Source organism: Mitsuokella jalaludinii (assembly GCF_928722185.1).
Classification (GTDB): Bacteria; Bacillota; Negativicutes; order Selenomonadales; family Selenomonadaceae; genus Mitsuokella; species Mitsuokella jalaludinii.
Window position 1 is genome coordinate 1,632,306 of sequence record NZ_CAKMXA010000001.1, and the last position, 21,530, is coordinate 1,653,835.

Below are 21,530 nucleotides of genomic sequence, written 5' to 3' on the forward strand. Positions count from 1 at the left end.
ATTTACCGGACACGTTCCGGATAAGGAGCTATTTACATGAAACAGGAAGAAAATGAGTTCATGCGGCACGAATTGCGGCTGCCGGAGCTCACGGTCCGCGGCATGCTGCTCGGTGCTCTCTTGACGGTCATCTTCACGGCATCGAACGTCTACCTCGGACTCAAGGTCGGACTGACCTTTTCGTCGGCCATCCCGGCAGCTGTCATCTCGATGGCTGTGCTCAAGATGGCCAAGAACTCGAACATCCTCGAGAACAACATGGTGCAGACGCAGGCATCGGCCGCTGGCACGCTGTCTGCCATCATCTTCATCATCCCGGGCATGCTGATGATCGGCTACTGGCAGGGCTTCGAGTTCTGGCAGACATTGCTCGTCTCGGCCTGCGGCGGCTGTCTCGGCGTGCTCTTCACGATCCCACTGCGCCGCGCGATGGTCGTGCACAGCGACCTCGCCTACCCGGAGGGCGTCGCAGCGGCTGAGATCCTCAAGGTCGGCAGCCACGAAAAGTCGGCCAAGGAGTCGAAGGGCGGTTCGGGCATCAAGGAGATCGGCGCGGGCGGCGTGCTCGCCGGTGTCATCGCCTTCTGCACGAATGCCCTGCAGGTGCTCGGCTCGGAGCTCTCGCTCTGGATACCGGTCGGCCGCGGCATGACGCAGCTGCCGCTCGGTTACTCAACGGCACTCGTTGGCGCTGGCTACCTCATCGGCATTGCGGCGGGCCTCTCGATGCTCGTCGGCATCCTTATTGCCTGGGCCGGCTTTGTGCCGTACTACACGATCACAGGGGCGCTTCCGGACGGCATGACGATGCAGAAGTTTGCGGGCACGGTCTACCAGGAGCGCGTCCGCCTCATCGGTGCCGGCGCCATGGGCGTCGCGGCCGTCTGGACGCTCATCATGCTCGCGAAGCCAGTCGTCGACGGTGTCAAGGAGTCGCTGGCTGCCATGCATGCGCCGGACTCGGATAAGGGCAAGCATCGCATGGACATCGATATGAGCGTCCAGAGCATCGCGATGGTCTTCAGTGTGACGGTCATGGGTCTCTTGGGCATCTTCTACGCATTTGTCAGCCCGGAGGGCCTGCCGGTTTCGGAGAACCTGACGTTCACACTCGTCGGCGTCGGCGTTGCCATCCTCATGGGCTTCTTCGTGGCCGCTGCCTGCGCCTACATGGCCGGCCTCGTCGGCACGAGCTCGAGCCCAATCTCGGGCATCGGCATCCTCGCCATCATCGTGGCCTCGCTCGTCATGTACGCGCTCTGCTCGTCCTTCGGCATCTTCTCCATGCCGGGCGGTGAGAAGTTCGCGACGGCTACGGCCATCTTCACGACATCCATCATCATGGCGATTGCCTGCATCTCGAACGACAACATGCAGGACCTCAAGACAGGCTATCTCGTCGGCGCTACGCCGTGGCGCCAGCAGGTCGCCCTGCTGCTCGGCTGTGTCGTCGGCGCGCTCGTCATTGCGCCGGTCCTCAATCTGCTCTACGAGGCGTACGGCTTCCCGGGCGCCCTGCCGCGTCCTGACATGGACCCGTCGCAGGCACTCGCCGCTCCGCAGGCAGCCCTGATGACGACAATCGCACAGGGCATCTTCTCGAGTACGCTGGCTTGGGAGTACATCTACATGGGCCTCGGCCTCGGCGTCATCCTTGTTGTCGTCGACCAGCTGCTCAAGCGCACGACGCGCAACCTCTGCCTGCCGCCGCTCGCCGTCGGCATGGGCATCTACCTGCCGCCTTCCGTGCAGACGCCGCTCGTCGTCGGCGCCATTCTCGGCTACTTCCTGCGCAAGCACATGAAGGAGAAGCACGGTGAGGAAGAGGCAAAGGCTGGATTCCGCCGCGGCACCTTGTTCGCCTCGGGCCTCATCGTCGGCGAGTCCATCGTCGGTGTCGTGCTCGCCGGTGTCATCGTCGCGTCTGTCACGAACGGCGGCTCGGAAGCGCCGCTGGCCATCGTCGGCAAGGACTTCGCCGGTACGGCCGAATACCTCGGTCTGGCCGTCTTCGCTGCGTCGCTCGCGATCTTCTCCAAGATCGTGCTCGGCAGCAAGAAGGGCTGATTGGATCTCAAGCATGAAAAAGAGGCCATCACCATGGGTGATGGCCTCTTTTTGCTGTCGGTCTTTCTCCTTTTGCAAGCAGGATTTTGTGGAGTGGCTATGGAATAGAGAGAAGTAGCAATAACATGAAAACAGCAAGAATGAATCTTGCAGGGGGGTAATCATATGCCGATATCCGAAAAGAATCTGCTCAAGCTCGCCAATGGCAGCGATGTGCGCGGCGTTTCTATAGAGGGCGTGGCCGACGAGCCGGTGACGCTCAATGCCGAAGCCGCCAACCGCATCACGAGCGGTTTCCTCGATTTCCTCGCACAGAAGACGGGCAAGAGGGTCAAGGACCTGCGCGTTGCGGTCGGTCACGACTCACGCCTTTCTGCGCCGATGCTCAAGGAAGCCGTGCTCGAGGCGCTGACGTATGCGGGCGTCGTGACGGTCGACTGCGGCCTTGCGTCAACGCCGTCGATGTTCATGTCTATCGTATTCCCCGAGACGAAGATGGACGGCTCCATCATGATTACGGCCAGCCACCTGCCTTACAACCGCAACGGCCTCAAGTTCTTCACGAAGGACGGCGGCGTCGAGCATGAGGACGTCATCGCCATCCTCGAGGCGGCAGCGCGCAATCCAGAGGTCAAGGGCGACCTTTCTAAGGTCCAGAAGTACAACCTCATCGACCGCTACTGCCACCACCTGCGCAAGAAGATCCGCGCGGCGCTCAACATGGGCGACACGCCGCTCAAGGGAATGCACGTCGTAGTCGATGCCGGCAACGGCGCGGGCGGCTTCTTCGCGACGCAGGTGCTCGGCCGTCTCGGTGCTGACACGTCGGGCAGCGTCTTCCTCGAGCCGGATGGCCACTTCCCGAACCACATCCCGAACCCGGAGAACAAGCAGGCCATGGCCGCCATCCGCAAGGCCGTGCTCGACAGCCATGCCGACCTCGGCCTGATCTTCGACACGGATGTCGACCGCATGAGCGCCGTCCTCAAGAACGGCAAGGAGATCAGCCGCAATGCCCTGATCGCCATGATGGCCGCCATCCTCGCGCCGGACTATCCGGGCAGCACGATCGTCACGGACTCTGTCACGAGCGACGAGCTCACCGAATTCCTGCAGGGCGAGCTCGGCCTGCGCCATCTGCGCTTCAAGCGCGGCTACAAGAACGTCATCGACGAGTGTATCCGCCTCAACAAGGAAGGCACCGTCTCGCCGCTGGCCATCGAGACGAGCGGCCACGGCGCCCTCTCCGAGAACTACTACCTCGATGACGGCGCCTACCTGGCCGTCAAGCTCCTGATTGCCGCCGCCAAGGCCAAGGCAAAGGGACGCCATCTCTCAGATCTCGTCAAGAAGCTCGGCGAACCCGTCGAGAGCCGCGAGTACCGCATGAAGATCATGGGCGAAGAGGATTTCCGCGGCTACGGTGCGAACGTGCTCAAGGCATTCGAAGAGCGTGCCGCTGAGGCCGGCGTACACGCAGCCAAGCCATCGTATGAAGGCGTGCGCCTCGTCTTCCCGAATGGCTGGGCCCTGCTGCGCATGAGCCTGCACGACCCGCAGATGCCGCTCAACATCGAGAGCCGCAAGAAGGGCGGCGTCGCCGAGATCGCCGCAAAAGTCCAGGAATTCCTCCAGGGCTTCACGAGCCTCGACATGAGCGTCTTCAAGGACTGACAAACTCATAATAAGCATAAAAAAGCTGCTGCACCCGATGGTGCAGCAGCTTTTTTGCATGTGAAGTTGTGGGGCGTGTGGGACGTTGTTAGGGCAGTGTTAGGAAGTTTTGCAAGGGGGCGAGGGTGCCGAGAACCTGTCCTAGGTACGTCTCGTTCCCGAAGCGTATCTGAGGGAGGGGGCATGTATTTCGCCTGCAGGAGCGAAGTGACCGCCCGCAGGGCTGCGCCCCACTCCGTCAGTCTCTTAATAAGCCGATGTCAAAGCGCCGCGGTAGGCGGCGAAACAGCTTGACATTGGCATCCTGTCATGGGGCGCATTCAACGGAGCGACGAAGCCGAAATACATGCCCCCTCCCCTTGAACGATGTAAACCCACACCCTTCTTCGTTGCGCTTCCCCTTAAATAACTCCTGACTTCAAATTACTTCAGTAGCAAATCCTGATGGTCGAGTACGAATTTGCCGTTGGTGCAGGCCGGGCAGAAGCAGGTGTCGCCGCCGGCGGCCTTGACTTCCTGGGCTTTCTTGAGCATGGCTGCGGCCTGCTCCTCTCCGAAGAGCTCTTTTGCTTTGTCGGAGGCGAAGAACGGCAGGACGTCGTCGATGCCTTCGACGCATTCCTTCAGGGCGGCGATGAGCTTCTCTGCCTTTTCCTTCTCGTCTGCCTTGCCGACAGAAGCGAGGTAGTCCTTGGCGACTTCCTTGAGACCTGCGTAGGCGCTCGGCGCGTCGATGACGCCCTGTACATGCTGCAATACTTCTTCCTTCGTCATGATGATCATCCTTTCTGAATGGTAAATGCTAAAAGGTTCTGTCAAATCCTTACTGAGTCAAGCATAGCACGTGCTAATTGTAAAGTCAATAGTTACATATAATGCAGGGCACAAAAAAAGCAGGCATATGCCTGCTCGATATTCTACTTGGTGGAGACGAAGGGGATTGAACCCTCGACCTCTCGGATGCGAACCGAACGCTCTCCCAGCTGAGCTACGTCCCCAAGACGTATTCCAGTATAGCGCGTTTTATTCCATATTTCAAGTTTTTTTATGATGATTCGAAATATATATCACATCGATTCTGAAAAGGAATGGTAAAGGCGGAAGAATCAAGAATAAACAGCAGGAAATCTGCCTTTTTACAGCGAACAAAAACGTAGTCGACCCAGTAATTATACGTTGGATAACCTCTATTTATTTCTTTATTTATTCAATCTATTGTATTCCAATCATCAATAAAATTTATAATGAATTGATAGGAGAATAGATATAGATATTTTACTCTATTCAGCGTATAATGAAATGAGAAGCCACAATAACGCGTCTGCCTTCTGCCTGTAACGGAAACGAGCCGCCGTTGCCAAAGGAGTCGCACACGATCCGCAAGGATTACATGAGGAGGTAACAAAGTGGACAAACGGGAGAGTATGTGGGATGTATATCTCAGAAAAGGCATGAGCCGCCGCAGCTTTGTCAAGGGCTGCGTTGCACTGACGTCTCTGATGGGCCTGAGCACGGACAAGCTCGAGAAGGTCGTCGAGGCTGCCGAGAAGAAGCCGCTTCCAGTCGTCATCTGGATCCACGGACACGAATGCACGGGCTGCGATGAGTCCTTCATCCGTTCCGGTTCTCCGTACGCTTCGGATGTCATCCTGAGCCAGGTCGCACTCGAATACGATCATCTGCTTTCCGCTGCCAGCGGCGAGCCGTTCGAGGCCCATCTCGAGGAAACCATCCAGAAGTACAAGGGCCAGTACATCCTGGCCGTCGAAGGCGCTGCCTGCACGAAGGACAACGGCGTCTACTGCATGAGCGGCGGTCATCCGTTCACGCATACGCTGCAGCGCGCTGCTGAGAATGCCGCAGCTGTCATCGCTTACGGCACCTGCGCTGTTTCGGGCGGCATCCAGGCCGCCAACCCGAACCCGACGGGTTCTTCGGGCATCACAAACTTCACGGGCAAGACGCCGGTCGTCAATGTGCCGGGCTGCCCGCCAATTCCGGAAGTCATGACGGGTGTCATCATGCACGTCGCTCTCTTCGGCACGGTACCGCCGCTCGATGGCGAGGGTCGTCCGAAGCAGTTCTACGGCAACCGCATCCATGATACGTGCTACCGCCGTCCGTTCTTCGATGCCGGCATGTTCGCTGAGAGCTACGACGATGAAGGCTCGAAGGCAGGCTGGTGCCTCTACAAGCTCGGCTGCCGCGGCCCGGAGACCTACAACTCCTGCGGCAACATGCGCTGGTTCCAGGGCATGAGCTATCCGATCCAGTCCGGTGCACCGTGCATCGGCTGCTCGAATGCGCATTTCTGGGATGAGGGTAAGATGAGCGAGCGCCTGCCGAAGTTCGGCCAGCCGATCGGCGACGTCGATAAGATTGGCGCAGCCATCGCCGGCGTCACGGCTGTCGGTGTCGCAGCACACGGCGCAGCCAGCGTCATCCAGAAGAAGAAACGCGATGCAGCTAAGGAAGAAGAGAACGGGGAGCAGGTGAATAAATGAAACACGTAGTAGTAGATCCAATCACAAGAATTGAAGGCCATCTGCGCGTTGAGGTGCAGGTCGATGAAGGTTCGGGCAAGGTAACGGATGCGCTTTCGTCTGGTACGGCATGGCGCGGCCTCGAGCTCGTCATGAAGGACCGCGACCCGCGCGACGCATGGGCATACATCCAGCGCATCTGCGGCGTCTGCACGAGTGCGCACGCCCTGGGCTCCCTGCGCGCTGTCGAGGATGCGCTCGGCATCAAGATCCCGAAGAACGCCAACTACATCCGCAACATCATGGCTGCGACGCTGACGGTACAGGACCACATCGTCCACTTCTACCACCTGCATGCACTCGACTGGGTCAGCCCGGTCGAGGCGCTCGCCGCTGACCCTGTCGCGACGGCCAACCTGCAGGTCGCAGCGCTCAACGCCTACAAACTGCCGTTCAGCGCACCGGGCACCTCGGTGACGGAAGCATACGACCATGCGTTCCCAGCTGCTACGCCGCAGTACTTCGCTGAGATCAAGAACAAGGTCCAGGCCATCGTCGAGAGCGGCCAGCTCGGCATCTTCTCGGCCAACTGGTGGGATCATCCGGATTACAAGCTGCTGCCGCCTGAGGTCCATCTCATGGCGATCGCACATTACCTCGAGATGCTCGACAAGCACCGCGACCTCGTCACGCCGCAGGTCATCTTCGGCGGCAAGAACCCGCATCCGCATTACTGCGTCGGCGGCATGCCTTGCTCCATCTCGCTCGAGGATGGCAACGCGCCGGTCAACACGGCCCGCCTCGGCATCGTCGACCGCGCGATCAACCTCGGCCGCACGCTCGTCAACAACTTCTACATCCCCGATGTCCTCGCCATCGGCGCTGCCTATGTCAAGGCTGGCCGCGTAGACGGCGGCGGACTCGCCAAGGAGCGCGTGCTCGGCTACGGCTCCTACCCGATTGAGCCGTTCTCCGGCACGGCAAACGGCGACTTCTTCAAGAACCTGCTGGTCCGCACGAACGGCGTTGTCGAGGACTTTGGCAAGGGCATCGATGCAGCGAAGGTCTATGAGATCGACGCAGAAGATCTCACGCAGCCGGAAGTCTTCACGGAAGGCGTCGAGCATTCGTGGTACGAGTACCAGGCAGACGGTGAGCACGACCGCAACCCGTGGGACGGCGTGACGGCACCGAAGTTCACGGCACCGAAGGAAGGCACGCCGACGGACTGGAAGGCACTCAACGAACAGGGCAAGTACTCCTGGCTCAAGACGCCGAAATGGCGCGGCAAGCTCTGCGAGGTCGGTCCTCTGGCCCGCTACATCATCATCTACACGAAGGCCAAGAAGGGCATGCTCGACGAGCCGACCTGGGCTGAGAAGATGATGCTCGATCAGATCGACGCCGTATCGAAGGTCCTCGGCCTCGCACCGGAGGTCTGGCTCCCGACGATGGTCGGCCGCACGGCTGCCCGCGGTCTCGACTGCCAGCTCAATGCAGAGATCAACAAGTTCTTCTTCGACAAGCTCATCGCCAACATCAAGTCGGGCGACACGAAGACGGCCAACATGGAGAAGTGGGATCCGTCGACGTGGCCGAAGACGGCTAAGGGCGTCGGCCTCTACGAGGCTCCGCGCGGTGCGCTCTCGCATTACATCGTCATCAAGGACGGCAAGACGGACAACTATCAGGCTGTCGTCCCGACGACCTGGAATGCATGCCCGCGCGACGACGAAGCTGGCCACGGCGCTTACGAGAAGGCCATGATGGACACGCAGGTCAAGATCGCAGACAAGCCGCTTGAGATCGTCAAGGTTGTCCGCTCCTTTGACCCGTGCATGGCCTGCGCTACGCACATGTTCAATGCGAAGGGCGAGAAGATCAATGTCATCACGACGGACCCGTACTCTGGCACGCGCGTTGAGAAGTGAGCCGGGGTCCTGGTGGAAAGGAAAGGAATAGTAGAATGAAAGAAGAAAAACGGAAAGTCTACTACCTGTTCAGTCCGTTTCTGCGGATCTTCCATTGGATCATGGTGCTGTCGATTGTCACGCTGTTCATCACCGGCCTTCTGATCACGAAGCCGGTGACTGTGATGGGCATTGAGCCGACGTACACATCCATGTCCATGGACTGGGTAAGGAATATACACTTCATCGCGGCCTTTACGTTCTGCGCAGCGTTCATCCTGCGCATCTACGGCTACATCCGCTATCCGGGTGACCGTCTCTTCCCGCGCGTCTGGAAGGGCCACTTCTACCGCGATACGATTGACGTCGCCCTGCACTACATGCTGCTGAAGCCGGGCCACGACCCGTACCTGCGCAACCCGCTGGCACGCACGTCGTACGTCGGCCTCTACGTGATGGTTCTCATCGAGATCCTCACGGGCTTTGCCATGTACTACATGACGGAGCCGAACAACATCGGCGGCATGCTCTTTGGCTGGGTCAATGTCGTGCTCGGTGGCGAGATGGTCACGCACTGGGTGCACCACATCGTTGCCTGGCTCATCATCGTCTTCGCCATCGGCCATGTCTATATGGTCCTGCGCGCAGACCTCATGGAAGCAGAGGGCGAGGCATCCTCGATGTTCTCCGGCGTGAAGTTCCTCGAGCACGTACCGCTCGATGCCCCGGAGATCAATGAAGAGGGCCCGAAGTCCAAGAAGAAGGATTGACAAAGGAGTACTGTAGCAATGTGTAAAGAATGTGGCTGCGGCGAGACGAACGGCAATACGCGTCTCCAGTTCACAGTCAAAGGCTATACAGAAGAGAGTGCGAAGGAAGTAGAGAAGGCGCTGCTCGGCCTGCCGGGCGTGCTCTTCGTCCACATCCATGCGCACGACGGTGAGACGACGGTGGATTACAGTCCCGCAAAGACGAAGCTCATGGACATCCTCGGTGTCCTGCAGGCACGTAATCTCGAAGCCGCGTTATAATCGACCGGTGATTTGATGGAACGCCTTCCCGGCTGTCAGGTAAGATGGCGGGGAAGGCGTTTTTTGATGGAGGAGTATCATGCATGAAATGGCGATTGCCGAGGGCGTGCTCGACATTGCTCTCGACTACGCAAAGCAGAACGATGCGAAGTGCATCCGCGAGATCGGCCTCTTGATTGGGGATATGTCGGGCGTCGTCGTCGACTCCCTGACGTTCTCGTTCGATATGATTGCGAAGGGGACGCTCGCGGAGGGGGCCGAGATCAAGGTCAAGCACGTGCCGCTCGTCGGCCGCTGCACGAAGTGCGGGAAGGACTTCCGCATCGAGCACTACGATTTCTGGTGCCCAGAGTGCAAGGACGGCGTCCTCAAGATCGTATCGGGACGCGAGATGCAGGTAGAATATCTGGAGGTGGATTGAATGGCTGAGATCCAGGTCATGAAGAATATCTTAGGTGAGAATGACCGCGTGGCGGCTGAGAACCAGGCGCTGTTTGCGGAGAAGAATGTGTACGTCATCAACCTCATGGGCTCGCCGGGCGCCGGCAAGACGTCCGTGCTCGAGAAGACGATGGAGAAGCTCAAGGACAAGCTCAAGATGGCTGTCATCGAGGGCGACCTCTTCACGAGCAAGGATGCGGACCGCATCGAGAAACACGGCGTGCCGGTCATCCAGATCAACACGGCTGGAGGCTGCCACCTCGACGCGCCGATGGTCCAGAAGGTCGCGCAGAAGCTCGACCTCGATGACCTCGACCTGCTCGTCGTCGAGAACGTCGGCAATCTCGTCTGCCCGGCAGAGTTCGCCGTCGGCGAGGATGACAAGGGTGTCGTGCTCTCCATTACGGAGGGCGACGACAAGCCGATGAAGTACCCGCTGATCTTCAAGGAGTCGGCCATTGCGCTGCTCAACAAGGCAGACCTCTTGCCTTACTGCAACTTCGACATGGCGGCGGCCAAGGAGGACATCACGACGCTCCATCCGGGCATGGATGTCATCGAGGTCTCGTGCACGAAGGACCAGGGGCTTGATGCGTGGTGTGATTGGTTGCTCGGCCGCGTCGCGGCGAAGCAGAAGAAGGGGAAATGACATGGCAGATGTATTTGGCAATGACAGCGCGGTGGACCCGCGCATGGACGATGTGCTCCATCCGGCTGAGGTCACGATCCTCGGCGTCGGCAATGTCATCCTGCGCGACGAGGGCTTCGGCGTGCGCGTCGCAGAATACCTCGATGCGCACTACGACTTCCCCGAGTCGGTGCAGGTCATCGACGGCGGCACGCTCGGCATCGAGCTCACGCAGTACGTGACGGGCACGAAGAAGCTGCTCGTCATCGACTCCATAAACGGCGGGCAGGCGCCCGGCACGCGCTTCCACTTCCACAACGACGATATCATGGCGCACTTCCAGGACAAGCTCAGCGCGCATGAGGTCGGCATCCAGGACGTCCTCGCGCTCCTGACGGTCACGGGCCGCAAGATCCCGGAGGTCGTCGTGCTCGGCGCACAGCCGTATGACCTCGAGGCGGGCGTGGAGCTCAGCCCTGAGATGAAAAAACTCCTGCCGCTCATCGCGCAGGAGGCCATCGATGTGCTCAAGGAATGGGGCATTGCGGTGAAAGAGAAAGAAGCGGGCCGCTCGCTCGACTACGGTGTCGTCGCCGAGGAATGTGTCCGCGAAGAGATGAAATGAGATGGAGGTAACGATATGTGTTTGGCAGTTCCTGCTAAGGTGAAGGAGATCCATGACGCAGTGGGCAAGGTGGATATCTCGGGCGTGACGCGCGATATCAGCCTGATGCTGCTGCCGGAGACGCAGGTCGGCGACTATGTGCTCGTGCATGCCGGCTTTGCCATACAGAAGGTCACGGAAGAAGAAGTCGCCGAGACGAACGCACTGCTCGCCGAGATGAACGGCGCGCCGCGCACGGTCACCGGCATCGCAGAAGAAGCAGGTGGCACGGAGATATGACAGCTATGACAAAAGAAGAAGAGCGCGAGCTCGCCAAGCGCCTCGTCGCAGAGATTGGCCGCATGGCTGAGGGCGCAGATCACAAGCTGCGCTTCATGGAAGTCTGCGGCACGCACACGGTAGCGATCTTCCGCGCGGGCCTGCGCCAGATGCTCCCTGAGAATGTCGAGCTCGTCTCGGGCCCTGGCTGCCCCGTCTGCGTGACGCCGGACGACTACATGGACAAGGCCATCGCCTACGCCAAGCGCTCGGATACCATCATCACGACGTTCGGCGACATGCTCAAGGTGCCGGGCTCGAAGTCGAGCCTCATGGAGGCCAAGGCAGAGGGAGCGGACATCCGCATCGTCTACTCGCCGCTCGACAGCATCCAGGTGGCGAAGGACAATCCCGAAAAGAAAGTCATCTTCCTCGCCGTCGGCTTCGAGACGACGGCGCCGACGGCTGCTGCGACGGTGCTGGCTGCCAAGCAGCAGGGCATCGTCAACCTCTACATGCTGTCAGCCCAGAAGCTCGTGCCGCCGGCACTGCGTGCACTGCTCGATGACCCCGATGTCCGCGTCGACGGCTTCATCCTGCCGGGTCACGTTTCCGTCATCACGGGCACGGAGGTCTTCCAGTTCCTCACCGAGGAATATCACATGCCGGGCGTTGTCACGGGCTTCGAGCCGCTGCAGATCCTGCGCTCGCTCTACCGCCTGATGAAGCAGGTGACGGAGGGCGCGGCGCGCATCGAGAACGAGTACGGCAGTGTCGTGCACGCGGGTGGCAGCCCCGCCGCCAAGCACGCGACGGACCTCGTCTACGAGCCGGCTGACGCGGCCTGGCGCGGCATTGGCGTCATCCCGCTGTCAGGCCTGCGCATGCGCGAGGCCTTCAAAGATTACGACATCGAGCGGCTGCTGCCGCTCGACGTGCCGATGGGCAAGAACAAGCCGGGCTGCCGCTGCGGCGAGGTGCTGCGCGGCATCGTGACGCCGAAGGAATGCCCGCTCTTCGGCAAGGCATGCGTGCCGACGCACGCCATCGGTCCCTGCATGGTATCGGTCGAGGGTGTCTGCGCTGCTTGGTATAAATACGGTCAGGGGAGATTTTCATATGGCAGATGAACGCATTACGATGGCGCACGGCGCCGGTGGCAAATTGAGTCAGGAGCTCATGCAGGAGGTCATCCTGCCGGAGTTCTCAAACCCGTACCTCAACGAACTGCACGATGGCGCGACCGTGGCGATGAGCGGCAAGGTCGCCTTCACGACGGATTCTTACGTCGTGCAGCCGCTGTTCTTCAACGGCGGCAATATCGGCAAGCTGGCCATCTGCGGCACGGTCAACGACCTCTCGATGACGGGCGCTGTACCGCGCTACATCTCGGTCGGCATGATCCTCGAGGAGGGCTTCCTCATCGAGGACCTGCGCAGGATAGCGCACACGATGCGCGAGATGGCCGAGGAGGCCGGCGTCGCGATTGTCACGGGTGACACGAAGGTCGTCGAGCGCGGCAAGGCCGACGGCATCTTCATCAACACGGCCGGCATCGGCGACATCATCCCGGGCACTTCCATCTCGCCGCATCACGTGAAGCCCGGCATGAAGGTCCTACTCTCCGGCTTCATCGGCGACCACGCGGCGACAGTGCTCGCCGGCCGTCACGGCCTCGAACTGCCGGATACCATCAAGACGGACTGCGCGCCCTTGAATTCGCTGACGCGCGCCATGCTCGAAGCCGCGCCGGACATCGCCGTGCTGCGCGATCCGACACGCGGCGGCGTGGCGGCCGTGCTCAACGAGATCGCTGAGGCCTCGCACTGCGGCGTCCTCATCGATGAGGACGCGCTGCCCATCCGCGAGGAGGTCCGCGGTGTCTGCGACATCCTGGGCTTTGATCCGCTCTACCTCGCCAACGAGGGCAAATGCATCGCCTTCGTGCCGGCGGAGGAGGCCGATAAGGTCCTCGCCGTCATGCGCGAGAACCCCTATGGCAAGGACGCCTGCCTCATCGGCGAGGTCACGGCCGAGGCGCCGGGCCAGGTCGGCCTGCGCACGGCCATCGGCGGTATCCGCATCGTCGACATGCCGCTCGGCAACCTCGTGCCGCGCATCTGCTGACGCAATCCAGAGTGCTTGACGATGCAGGCGGATTTTCCTATAATAAGAAAGATAGTGAATCCTGCTTGCAAGAGTTCTCCGTGATGGGGATGAAGAAAGGACGATGAAGGGATGGGAATCCGCAAGATCGGTTGTCTGCTGGCCGTCTGCCTGATGGTGTTCATGAGCCGCGCCTACGCCGAGAACATGCAGTTTGTCGATGCGAATGGCTCGACGGGGTATTACGTCGACACGGATTCGATCTCCTCGGATCAGGTCGTAGAGAACGACGTGCAGAAGACGCTCTGGACGGCGCGCGTCGCCGTCATACGGGCCGACCTCAACCGCCGCTACATCTACCTGATGCAGTTCGACCCCGCGAAGAGGACATATCAGATCTTCGCCTCGGAGGTGCAGCGCTACGACACGAAGGACGTCCTCCAGTCGAGCGACCAGGCAGAGCCAGCGAGGCCCTACCTCGTGACCTCCCCGATGAATGAGATCGTGCAGTTCGTCATGACAGCGAATGCTTCAGGCAGTGAATGAAAAGGAAATAAAAAGAGCTTGCCCCTCAGGGGGCAGGCTCTTTCTGCAAAAACGGCAAAAAAAAAGACGCTCGCGCGTCCAAAAGCAAGAAAACATATGAAATATAAGTGCTTTTGAGTATGTCGATCGCTCGACAGACTCATTATAGCGGGGCAGATCTGCTTTGTCCAGCTTTTTCTCGGAATACCACAACGATTTTTTTAGGGGGCATATTCATGTCAAGGAATGCTGCCTTGAAGCAGCGGACAGCTTACTTGTCCATCATCTCGAATACGACGCTCGTCGTCCTCAAACTCATCGTCGGCATCTACGTCGGCGCGGTCAGCCTGATCTCGGAGGCGCTCCATTCAGGCGTCGACCTCATCGCCGCGCTCATCGCCTTCTGGGCCGTGCGCAAGTCGGTGACGCCGCCTGACGTGGAGCACGACTATGGCCACGGCAAGTACGAGAACCTCTCGGCAGCCGTCGAGGCTGTGCTCATTGTGGCGGCCGCGCTCGGCATCGTCTACGAGGCCGTGGACAAGTTCCATGCGTCGGCCGTGCCGGAGTTCTTGAGCTACGGCATCGCGATTATGGTCATCTCGATCGTCATCAACTTTTTCGTCTCGCACCGCCTCATTGTCGTGGCGAAGAAGACGGGCTCGCAGGCACTCGAGGCCGACGGTCTACACCTGCGCGCGGACATCTGGACGTCCATCGGCGTCCTGACGGGCCTTGTGCTCATGCAGGTCACGGGCTGGGCCTGGCTCGACCCGGTCATCGCCATCTTCGTCGCCGGCATCATCTTCCGCGCGGGCTGGCGCATGATTGTCGATTCGACGATGCAGCTGACGGATGCGAGCCTGCCGGAGGCAGAGGAGCAGCGCATCCGCAAGATCATCGAGAGCGTGCCCGAAGTCAAGGGCTGCCACTGCCTCAGGACGCGCCGTTCGGGCTCCTACAAGCTCCTGGATGTGCACGTGCTGTTCGACGGGAACATGCATCTCTCACAGGTCCACGCAATCTGCGATGAACTCGAGCAGCTCATTCGCGAGGAGCTCGGCACGTTCGACATCATGATCCACCCGGAGCCGGCCGGCTACCATGATGTCGAGACGAAGGTCAGCCTCTACGAGGAATCGCAGGCCGAGGGCGCCCACCAAAAAGGATGAGCGGCTGTCCTTGCTATTTCCAGGAATCTATGCCAAAATAATAGACATAGGCAACATTCAAAGACAGAATGCCGGGAGAATCCCGACAATACGGGTCAAGGGGGAACGACACATGAAATTCCGCAAGCTCGTCAGCGCCGTCATGAGCGCTGTATTCTTCGTCTCGTCGATGGGCATCACGGCGGCCGCGACACCGGAGACGGTCCAGGACAAACTCGGAGCGATCGAGAAGGACACGTACGGTACTGTCCAGACGGGCGCGCTCGTCGACCGCATCAACAAGATAGAGAAGGATTACGACGGCTCGCACCGCAGTGGCAGCATGATGGCGCGCGTCAACGCTATCTACAACGAAGTCTACACGAACAGCACGAAGCCGTCGCTGCTCGCCGATCTCAATGCCGTCGAGTGGAATATCGGCCACGAGGTCAGCATGGAACCTGTCGATTCCCGCATGGCGGACCTCGAGATGAGCATGATGGGCAAGACGGGGACGGGCACCTACAAGCAGCGCCTCACGGCGCTCTCGAAGGCATCGTTCGGCACGGCCGTCCTTCCGCTCGACCAGGTGCGCGTGCCGGCTGATACGCTCGTCAAGATTACGCTCGTCACGCCGGTCGACTCGGACAACCTCAAGGTCGGCGACACGATCCGCTACAAGGTCGCGGACGATGTCATCGTCAACGGTAAGCTCGTTTTCGCCAAGGGGCTGCCGGGCGAGGGCACAGTGATGAAGGTCAAGCAGGCGCGCAACTTCGGCCGCAATGCAGAGGTCAACATCGACTTCAACAAGACGAAGTCGATTGATGGCACTTACGTCGACACGCACGTCGGCGAAGCGGCCAAGAAAGAGATGAAGAGCCTCGCGATGGCCGCCGGTGCAAGCCTCGCGGGCATCGCCGTCCTCGGTCCTGTTGGCATCGTGGCCGGTGCCTTCGTGCACGGCAAGGATGTCCGCCTGCCGGCCGGCACGGAGCTCTACATCCAGACAAAGGCCGATACGACGCTCTACGGCGTCGTGACAACGCAGGCACAGTGACCGGTCAAAGCAGTATATTGCCATGGAAAGACCTCGCGCAGCAGCGCGGGGTCTTTTTGCTAGGGGCAGATGCTTTAGTACCTGCTGGCAAGACAGGAATCGGTTCTTCTGATATAATGAAAAATAGTCTTAGTTTTGAAAGGATGAAGACATGACTTCACATAGAATCACGCCGCTCACAGAGAGTGGTCTCTTGTCGGCGCTGACGGTCATCCTGGCCCTCGCGGCAGTCTACCTGCCCGTGGTCGGTGTCGTGGCCTCGCTCGTCTGGGCCATTCCCGTCACCGTGCTCGTCGTGCGCCACGGCCTGCGCTGGGGCGCGATGGCCGTTCTCGTCTCGGGCGTCATCATGGCGCTGCTCATCGAGCCGACCATCTCGCTGCGCATGGTCCTGTCCTTCGGGCCGACCGGCCTCGTGCTCGGCTACGCCTTCAGGCGCAGGTGGTCCGGTGCGCAGGCCTTCGGCACGACGCTCGTCGCGTCGGTCGCCGGCAAGCTCCTGACGTTCGGCCTGCTGTTCCTCTTGACATCGGTCAACCCGCTCAACATGCAGATGGACGTCATGCAGCAGAGCTTTGACGAGACGTTTGCTGTCTATGAGCAGATGGGCATGGATAAGGCAGCTATCGAGGCGAGTCGCGCGCAGGTGCAGGAGGCGCTGACGTACCTCAATCTGCTGCTGCCGTTCGTCGTCGGCGTCATGGGCCTGCTCGATGCGGCCGTCGCCTACATTGTCGGCAGCCGCGTGCTGCGCCGGCTCGGCGAGTCGGTGCCGCAGCTGCCGCCCTTTGCGGAGTGGCGCTTGCCACAGTTCTTCCTGTACTTGCTCGGATTCGCGCTCGTCGGCATCTACTGGGGCGGCTCGCGCGAGATACAGCCGCTCTATCAGGCGGCCTTCAACCTCAACATGGTGGCGATGGGCGCCGGTGTTATCCAGGGGCTCTCGCTGATGAGTTATGTGATGGACCGCTTCCGCGTGGGCAAGGTCATGCGCATCTGCCTCTACGCTTTCGTGCTGCTGGGCGGTGTCCTCATGCAGATCCTGGCCTTCACGGGCCTTTTCGATATGCTGTTCGACTATCGGCGCCGCTTCGGCCAGAAGAAGAGCTGACAGCAGGCATATCCGCATAATTTGGAATGAGGTGAAACAATGCCGCGGAATCTCTCGGCATGGATCGATCTTTCGATACATCTATTCGTAATACTGATGCTCATCGGCATCCTGTCTTGCTACAACTATTTCATCGCTGCAATCGCCTTTGTCATCTGGCTCTGCCTGGCGTTCTTCGTGAAGGAGCGCTGCCACGACAGGTCGCGCCGCTTTGAGCGCTACTGCCGCAATGTCGTGCGCAACCTCAATGAGATGATGAACTACGCCATCGAGGACCTGCCGCAGGGCATCCTGATCGTCAATCAGGAGGGGCGCATCCAGTGGTGCAATGAGCGCATGGCGGAGTACGCCGGCAAGAAGCCGGAGCAGGACACGGATGTCAAGGATATCTGGCCCGCCGTCATCATCGGGCCCGTCTGGGGCACGGTCGGCGAATACGTCTTTGCCAACGAGGACCGCTACTATCAGGTCCGCTACCGGCCTGTGCCCGTGCCGCCGCACCAGGCGCCCTTGATGGCGCTCTACGTGCAGGACATCACGGGCTTCGAGACGCTGCGCAGCTCGTACAAGCTCAGCCGCACCGTTCTCGCCTACATCCAGATCGACAACTACGATGAGGTCATCCAGGGGCTCGACGAGGCGGCTCGCACGGCGCTCCTGCTCTCGGTCAACCAGCAGCTCGACACCTGGATGAAGAGCCTTGGCGGCTTCATGCGGCGCGTGTCGGATGACCTCTACGTCGTCATCCTCGAGCGCAAGGGCCTCGACAAGGCCATCACGGCCCGCTTCGACATCCTCGACAAGGTCCGCCAGCTCCACAGCGCGAACCGCCTGCCCGTCACGCTTTCGATGGGCGTGGCGGTGGCGGACTGCCAGAGCATGGCCGACCTCGGCACGCAGGCCCAGGCGGGGCTCGATCTCGCGCTCGGCCGCGGCGGCGACCAGGTCGCCGTGCAGATCGGCGGCAAGACGCAGTTCTTCGGCGGCCGCGCCAAGGCCGTGGAGAAGCACACGCGCGTCAAGGCGCGCGTCGTCGCGCACGCCATCCGCGAGATCATGGAGGGGGCCGATGCCGTCTACGTCATGGGCCACCACAATGAGGACTTCGACTGCTTCGGCGCCTCAATGGGCGTGGCCAAGATGGCCCGCCAGCTCGGCAAGCCCGTCAAGATCGTGCTGTCCGACATGAACGAGGGCATCGGCAAGTTCGAGGACATCCTCAAGGACAACGAGGAGTACCGGGACATCATCGTGCACGCGGACGATCTAGCGAGCATGACGGCACTCAATCCCGTGCTCGTCGTCGCTGATACGCACATCCCGCACCTCGTCGCGGCGCCGGCGCTCTTGGAGCGCATCCCGCGCGTCATCGTCATCGACCACCACCGCCGCAGCGAGCACTTCATCAAGAACCCGCTGCTCGTCTACATCGAGCCGGCCTCGAGCTCGTCGAGCGAGCTCGTCACAGAGCTCTTGATGTACTTCGGCGACGACCTCGTGCTCTCGCGCGTCGAGGCGACAGCGCTCTACTCCGGCATCGTTGTCGACACGAAGAACTTCGCCGTGCAGACGGGCGTGCGCACCTTCGACGCTGCGGCCTACCTGCGTCGAAGCGGTGCCGACCCCGTCATGGTCCGCCACCTCTTCCGCACGGATTATGAGACGACCGTCGCACTCGCGAAGGCGGAGGCCCGGTCGGAATTCTACGAGGGCGGCCTCATCGTCTCGACATGCCCCGAGCTCATCTCGAATGGCCAGGTCATCGCGGCGCAGGTCGCGGACTCGCTGCTGCGCATCGAGAACGTGCGCATGAGCATCGTCGTCTTCCAGCTCACGGAGGACACGGTGGGCATCAGCGCGCGCTCGACGGGCGAGCTCAATGTCCAGGTCATCATGGAGGCCTTCGGCGGCGGCGGCCACCAGAACGTCGCCGGCGCTCAGGTCAAGGGCGGCGATGTAGAAGATATCAAACAACAGGCAATCGAGATTGCCAAGAAGTACATAGAGGAGAATGATCAAGATGAAAGTAATCTTACAGCAGGACGTTAAGAAACTCGGCAAGAAGGGCGATATCGTAGAGGTATCGGAAGGCTACGGCCGCAACTTCCTGCTGCCGCGCAAGGCAGCAGTGCCGGCCACGTCGCAGAACCTCAATGTAGCCAATGCCCAGGCAGGCTCCAAGGCCCGCAAGGAGGCCATGGCAGCTGACGAGGCCAAGCTCATGGCCAAGCAGCTCGAGAAGGTCGAGGTCAGGATCCCCGTCCGCATCGGCGAGGGCGGCAAGCTCTTCGGCAGCGTGACGGGCAAGGATGTCTCGGATGCGCTCAAGAAGCAGCACATCGACATCGACAAGCGCAAGATCACCATCCAGGGTGAAGTGACGGGCACCGGCGTCTATGAGGCGGTCATCAAGGTTCATCCGTCTGTCACGAGCAAGATCAAAGTCAGCGTCGTCGCAGAGTGATTGACACAGAAGAAGCCTCCTCGCAAGAGGGGGCTTTTTGATTCCAGATAGCAGACAGAGGAGGGAATATGTCCTTTTTTAATCGTTTTTTTCACCGCGATGAGCAGAAGGAAGTGGCGCCGCCCGCAGAGCCGGAGGTACTGCCAATCGACCGCGAGATCGATGCGCTCTACCAGGCGCTCATCGACCTCATCGGCACCGATTCGCTCGTCATACAGGCCGGCCGCATGAACGCGATGAATCTCCTGCGCTCCTCGGGGCGCTGTGAGCGCGTGCTGGCCCTGCAGCGCATCCTCGACGAGGATCCGCTCCTGCATCCCGCCCCGCGCGAGGAGGACCTGCCAGAGGTGCTCCAGCGTCTGACGGAGCGCATCGCCGAGAAGCGCGCGCGCAAGGATATCGAGGACCGCATCGAGAAGAAGGTCAACGAGAAGCTTGAGCAGGAGCACCAGGACTACGTCGACGACATCCGCAAGCAGGTCATCAAGGAGGAGAAGCCTGATGCGGAATCGCCGCAGGACGCCGAGAAGCGCAAGAAGCTTGAGCAGCTCGACAGCATCCACCTGACGCAGTCGGTCATGGAACTTTTGCGCCCGCGCGACTTCAGCGAGATCGTCGGGCAGGAGCGCGCCGTGAAATCGCTGCTCGCCAAGCTCTCCTCGCCGTACCCGCAGCATCTCCTGCTCTACGGGCCGCCGGGCGTCGGCAAGACGACGGCCGCGCGCCTCGTGCTCGAGGCCGCGTGTAAGAAGCCGTCTTCGCCGTTCCGTGAGGATGCGCCGTTCGTCGAGACGGACGGCACGACATTGCGCTGGGACCCGCGCGACATCACGAATCCGCTTCTGGGCTCTGTCCACGACCCCATCTACCAGGGCGCGCAGAGGACGCTTGCGGACAGCGGCATCCCCGAGCCGAAGCCGGGCCTCGTCACAGAGGCGCACGGCGGCATCCTCTTCATCGACGAGATCGGCGAAATGGACGAGATGCTGCAGAACAAGCTCCTGAAGGTCCTCGAGGACAAGCGCGCCTACTTCGAGTCGGCCTACTACGACCCGACTGACCCGAAGGTGCCGCCCTACATCCGCAAGCTCTTCGAGGAGGGCGCGCCGGCTGATTTCGTGCTGATCGGCGCGACGACGCGCGACGCCGGTCACATCAACCCCGCCCTGCGCTCGCGCTGCGCCGAAATCTACTTCGAGCCGCTGACGCCGAAGCACATCGAGACCATCGTGCAGAATGCGGCGGCGAAGCTCGAGGTCGCGCTCGAGCCGGGCGTGGCGACGCTGATCTCCGAGTACACGACGGAGGGGCGCAAGGCCATCAACATCCTCGCCGACGCCTACAGCCTCGCGCTCGAGAAGGCGAATGGAGAGATGGCAGGACTCACGATTGGCCGCGAGGCCGTCTACGAGGTCGCGCAAGTCTCGCGCCTCTATCAGTTCGTCACGCGCAAGGCGCGCCACACGGCCGTGCAGGGCCACATCTTCGGCCTCGGCGTCGCGGGCTTCCTCGGCTCCGTCATCGAGATCGAGGCCGTGGCCTTCCCCGCGCGAGAGAAGGGCAAGGGCATGGTGCGCTTCAACGAGACGGCCGGCAGCATGGCCAAGGACTCCGTCTTCAACGCGGCGTCCGTCATGCGCCAGCTCACGGGCAAGGATATCCACGACTACGATGTGCACATCAACGTCATCGGCGGCGGCAACATCGACGGGCCGAGCGCCGGCACGGCCATCCTCGCCTGCATCGTCAGCGCTGTGACGGGGAAGAAGATCCGCCAGGATGTGGCCGTGACGGGCGAGATCTCGCTCGCGGGCCGCGTGCGCCCGGTGGGCGGCGTCTTTGAGAAGGCGTACGGCGCGCGCCAGGCCGGCATCAAGACGCTCGTGATCCCGAAGGAGAACGAGCGCGACATCCCAGAAGACCTCTTAGGGCTCGACATCCACGCGGTGGAGACGGCCGAGGAGGCATTCCAGCTGATTTTTGAGGGGGAATGAAG

20 protein-coding genes and 1 tRNA gene are annotated in these 21,530 nt (G+C 60.9%); 19 read left to right on the forward strand and 2 right to left on the reverse strand.

From position 1 onward, the window contains the following. The first annotated feature begins 36 nt into the window (after positions 1–36). Together QDI87_RS07630 and QDI87_RS07635 are read left to right on the forward strand one after the other, a co-directional pair. Positions 37–2,067, forward strand: a complete 2,031-nt coding sequence (locus tag QDI87_RS07630) for an OPT family oligopeptide transporter (protein ID WP_226868663.1) — start codon at positions 37–39, stop codon at positions 2,065–2,067. A gap of 165 nt (positions 2,068–2,232) precedes the next feature. Beyond that, entirely contained in the window at positions 2,233–3,741 is a 1,509-nt protein-coding gene (locus QDI87_RS07635) for a phosphomannomutase/phosphoglucomutase (RefSeq protein ID WP_270528070.1), read from the forward strand. Between the two features lie 423 nt (positions 3,742–4,164). Here the strand turns inward: QDI87_RS07635 and QDI87_RS07640 are convergent, their stop codons facing one another. Continuing rightward, positions 4,165–4,515, reverse strand: coding sequence for a heat-shock protein Hsp90 (locus QDI87_RS07640; RefSeq protein ID WP_278742796.1), 351 nt, complete (start codon positions 4,513–4,515; stop codon positions 4,165–4,167). A gap of 148 nt (positions 4,516–4,663) precedes the next feature. Next, positions 4,664–4,739: transfer RNA gene (locus QDI87_RS07645), tRNA-Ala, on the reverse strand. 408 nt (positions 4,740–5,147) lie between these two features. Here QDI87_RS07645 and QDI87_RS07650 point away from each other — a divergent pair. The 17 genes from QDI87_RS07650 to lonC all read left to right on the forward strand — a co-directional run bounded on the left by QDI87_RS07650 (position 5,148) and on the right by lonC (position 21,528). Next, positions 5,148–6,245, forward strand: coding sequence for a hydrogenase small subunit (locus QDI87_RS07650; protein ID WP_036378231.1), 1,098 nt, complete (start codon positions 5,148–5,150; stop codon positions 6,243–6,245). Further along, positions 6,242–8,155 (forward strand): nickel-dependent hydrogenase large subunit, encoded by a 1,914-nt coding sequence (locus tag QDI87_RS07655; RefSeq protein ID WP_278742800.1) that lies wholly within the window; start codon positions 6,242–6,244, stop codon positions 8,153–8,155. Before QDI87_RS07650 ends, QDI87_RS07655 begins: the two co-directional genes overlap by 4 nt. A 35-nt stretch (positions 8,156–8,190) precedes the next feature. Continuing rightward, a complete protein-coding gene (cybH, locus tag QDI87_RS07660; RefSeq protein WP_036378233.1) occupies positions 8,191–8,904 on the forward strand; it encodes a Ni/Fe-hydrogenase, b-type cytochrome subunit in 714 nt (237 codons plus the stop codon). Positions 8,905–8,922: 18 nt separating this feature from the next. Continuing rightward, complete coding sequence (locus tag QDI87_RS07665; protein WP_005840792.1) at positions 8,923–9,165, forward strand: heavy-metal-associated domain-containing protein; 243 nt, start codon at positions 8,923–8,925, stop codon at positions 9,163–9,165. 79 nt (positions 9,166–9,244) lie between these two features. Beyond that, complete coding sequence (hypA, locus tag QDI87_RS07670) at positions 9,245–9,586, forward strand: hydrogenase maturation nickel metallochaperone HypA (RefSeq protein WP_036378234.1); 342 nt, start codon at positions 9,245–9,247, stop codon at positions 9,584–9,586. After that, the gene (hypB, locus tag QDI87_RS07675) at positions 9,587–10,255 is read left to right on the forward strand and encodes a hydrogenase nickel incorporation protein HypB (RefSeq protein ID WP_036378236.1); all 669 of its coding nucleotides are present in this window, start codon (positions 9,587–9,589) and stop codon (positions 10,253–10,255) included. 1 nt (position 10,256) lies between these two features. Continuing rightward, on the forward strand, positions 10,257–10,859 hold the full coding sequence (locus tag QDI87_RS07680; protein WP_036378237.1) for a HyaD/HybD family hydrogenase maturation endopeptidase: 603 nt from the start codon (positions 10,257–10,259) through the stop codon (positions 10,857–10,859). 15 nt (positions 10,860–10,874) lie between these two features. Then, positions 10,875–11,138: a HypC/HybG/HupF family hydrogenase formation chaperone gene (locus QDI87_RS07685; RefSeq protein ID WP_036378238.1), complete on the forward strand. Its 264-nt coding sequence runs from the start codon at positions 10,875–10,877 to the stop codon at positions 11,136–11,138. Continuing rightward, positions 11,135–12,247, forward strand: coding sequence for a hydrogenase formation protein HypD (gene hypD, locus QDI87_RS07690; protein WP_255240539.1), 1,113 nt, complete (start codon positions 11,135–11,137; stop codon positions 12,245–12,247). Before QDI87_RS07685 ends, hypD begins: the two co-directional genes overlap by 4 nt. Further along, on the forward strand, positions 12,237–13,244 hold the full coding sequence (hypE, locus tag QDI87_RS07695; RefSeq protein ID WP_255240540.1) for a hydrogenase expression/formation protein HypE: 1,008 nt from the start codon (positions 12,237–12,239) through the stop codon (positions 13,242–13,244). Before hypD ends, hypE begins: the two co-directional genes overlap by 11 nt. Before the next feature lie 111 nt (positions 13,245–13,355). After that, positions 13,356–13,769: a hypothetical protein gene (locus QDI87_RS07700; RefSeq protein WP_036378241.1), complete on the forward strand. Its 414-nt coding sequence runs from the start codon at positions 13,356–13,358 to the stop codon at positions 13,767–13,769. Positions 13,770–13,984: 215 nt separating this feature from the next. Continuing rightward, the gene (locus QDI87_RS07705) at positions 13,985–14,920 is read left to right on the forward strand and encodes a cation diffusion facilitator family transporter (RefSeq protein WP_255240541.1); all 936 of its coding nucleotides are present in this window, start codon (positions 13,985–13,987) and stop codon (positions 14,918–14,920) included. Positions 14,921–15,062: 142 nt separating this feature from the next. Beyond that, the gene (locus tag QDI87_RS07710) at positions 15,063–15,959 is read left to right on the forward strand and encodes a hypothetical protein (protein WP_423791139.1); all 897 of its coding nucleotides are present in this window, start codon (positions 15,063–15,065) and stop codon (positions 15,957–15,959) included. A gap of 151 nt (positions 15,960–16,110) precedes the next feature. Beyond that, entirely contained in the window at positions 16,111–17,070 is a 960-nt protein-coding gene (locus QDI87_RS07715; protein WP_255240543.1) for a YybS family protein, read from the forward strand. Positions 17,071–17,109: 39 nt separating this feature from the next. Beyond that, a complete protein-coding gene (locus QDI87_RS07720; protein ID WP_255240544.1) occupies positions 17,110–19,119 on the forward strand; it encodes a DHH family phosphoesterase in 2,010 nt (669 codons plus the stop codon). Next, on the forward strand, positions 19,091–19,534 hold the full coding sequence (gene rplI, locus QDI87_RS07725) for a 50S ribosomal protein L9 (RefSeq protein ID WP_255240545.1): 444 nt from the start codon (positions 19,091–19,093) through the stop codon (positions 19,532–19,534). Before QDI87_RS07720 ends, rplI begins: the two co-directional genes overlap by 29 nt. A gap of 68 nt (positions 19,535–19,602) precedes the next feature. Next, positions 19,603–21,528: a Lon family ATP-dependent protease gene (lonC, locus tag QDI87_RS07730; protein ID WP_255240546.1), complete on the forward strand. Its 1,926-nt coding sequence runs from the start codon at positions 19,603–19,605 to the stop codon at positions 21,526–21,528. Positions 21,529–21,530 lie beyond the last annotated feature (2 nt).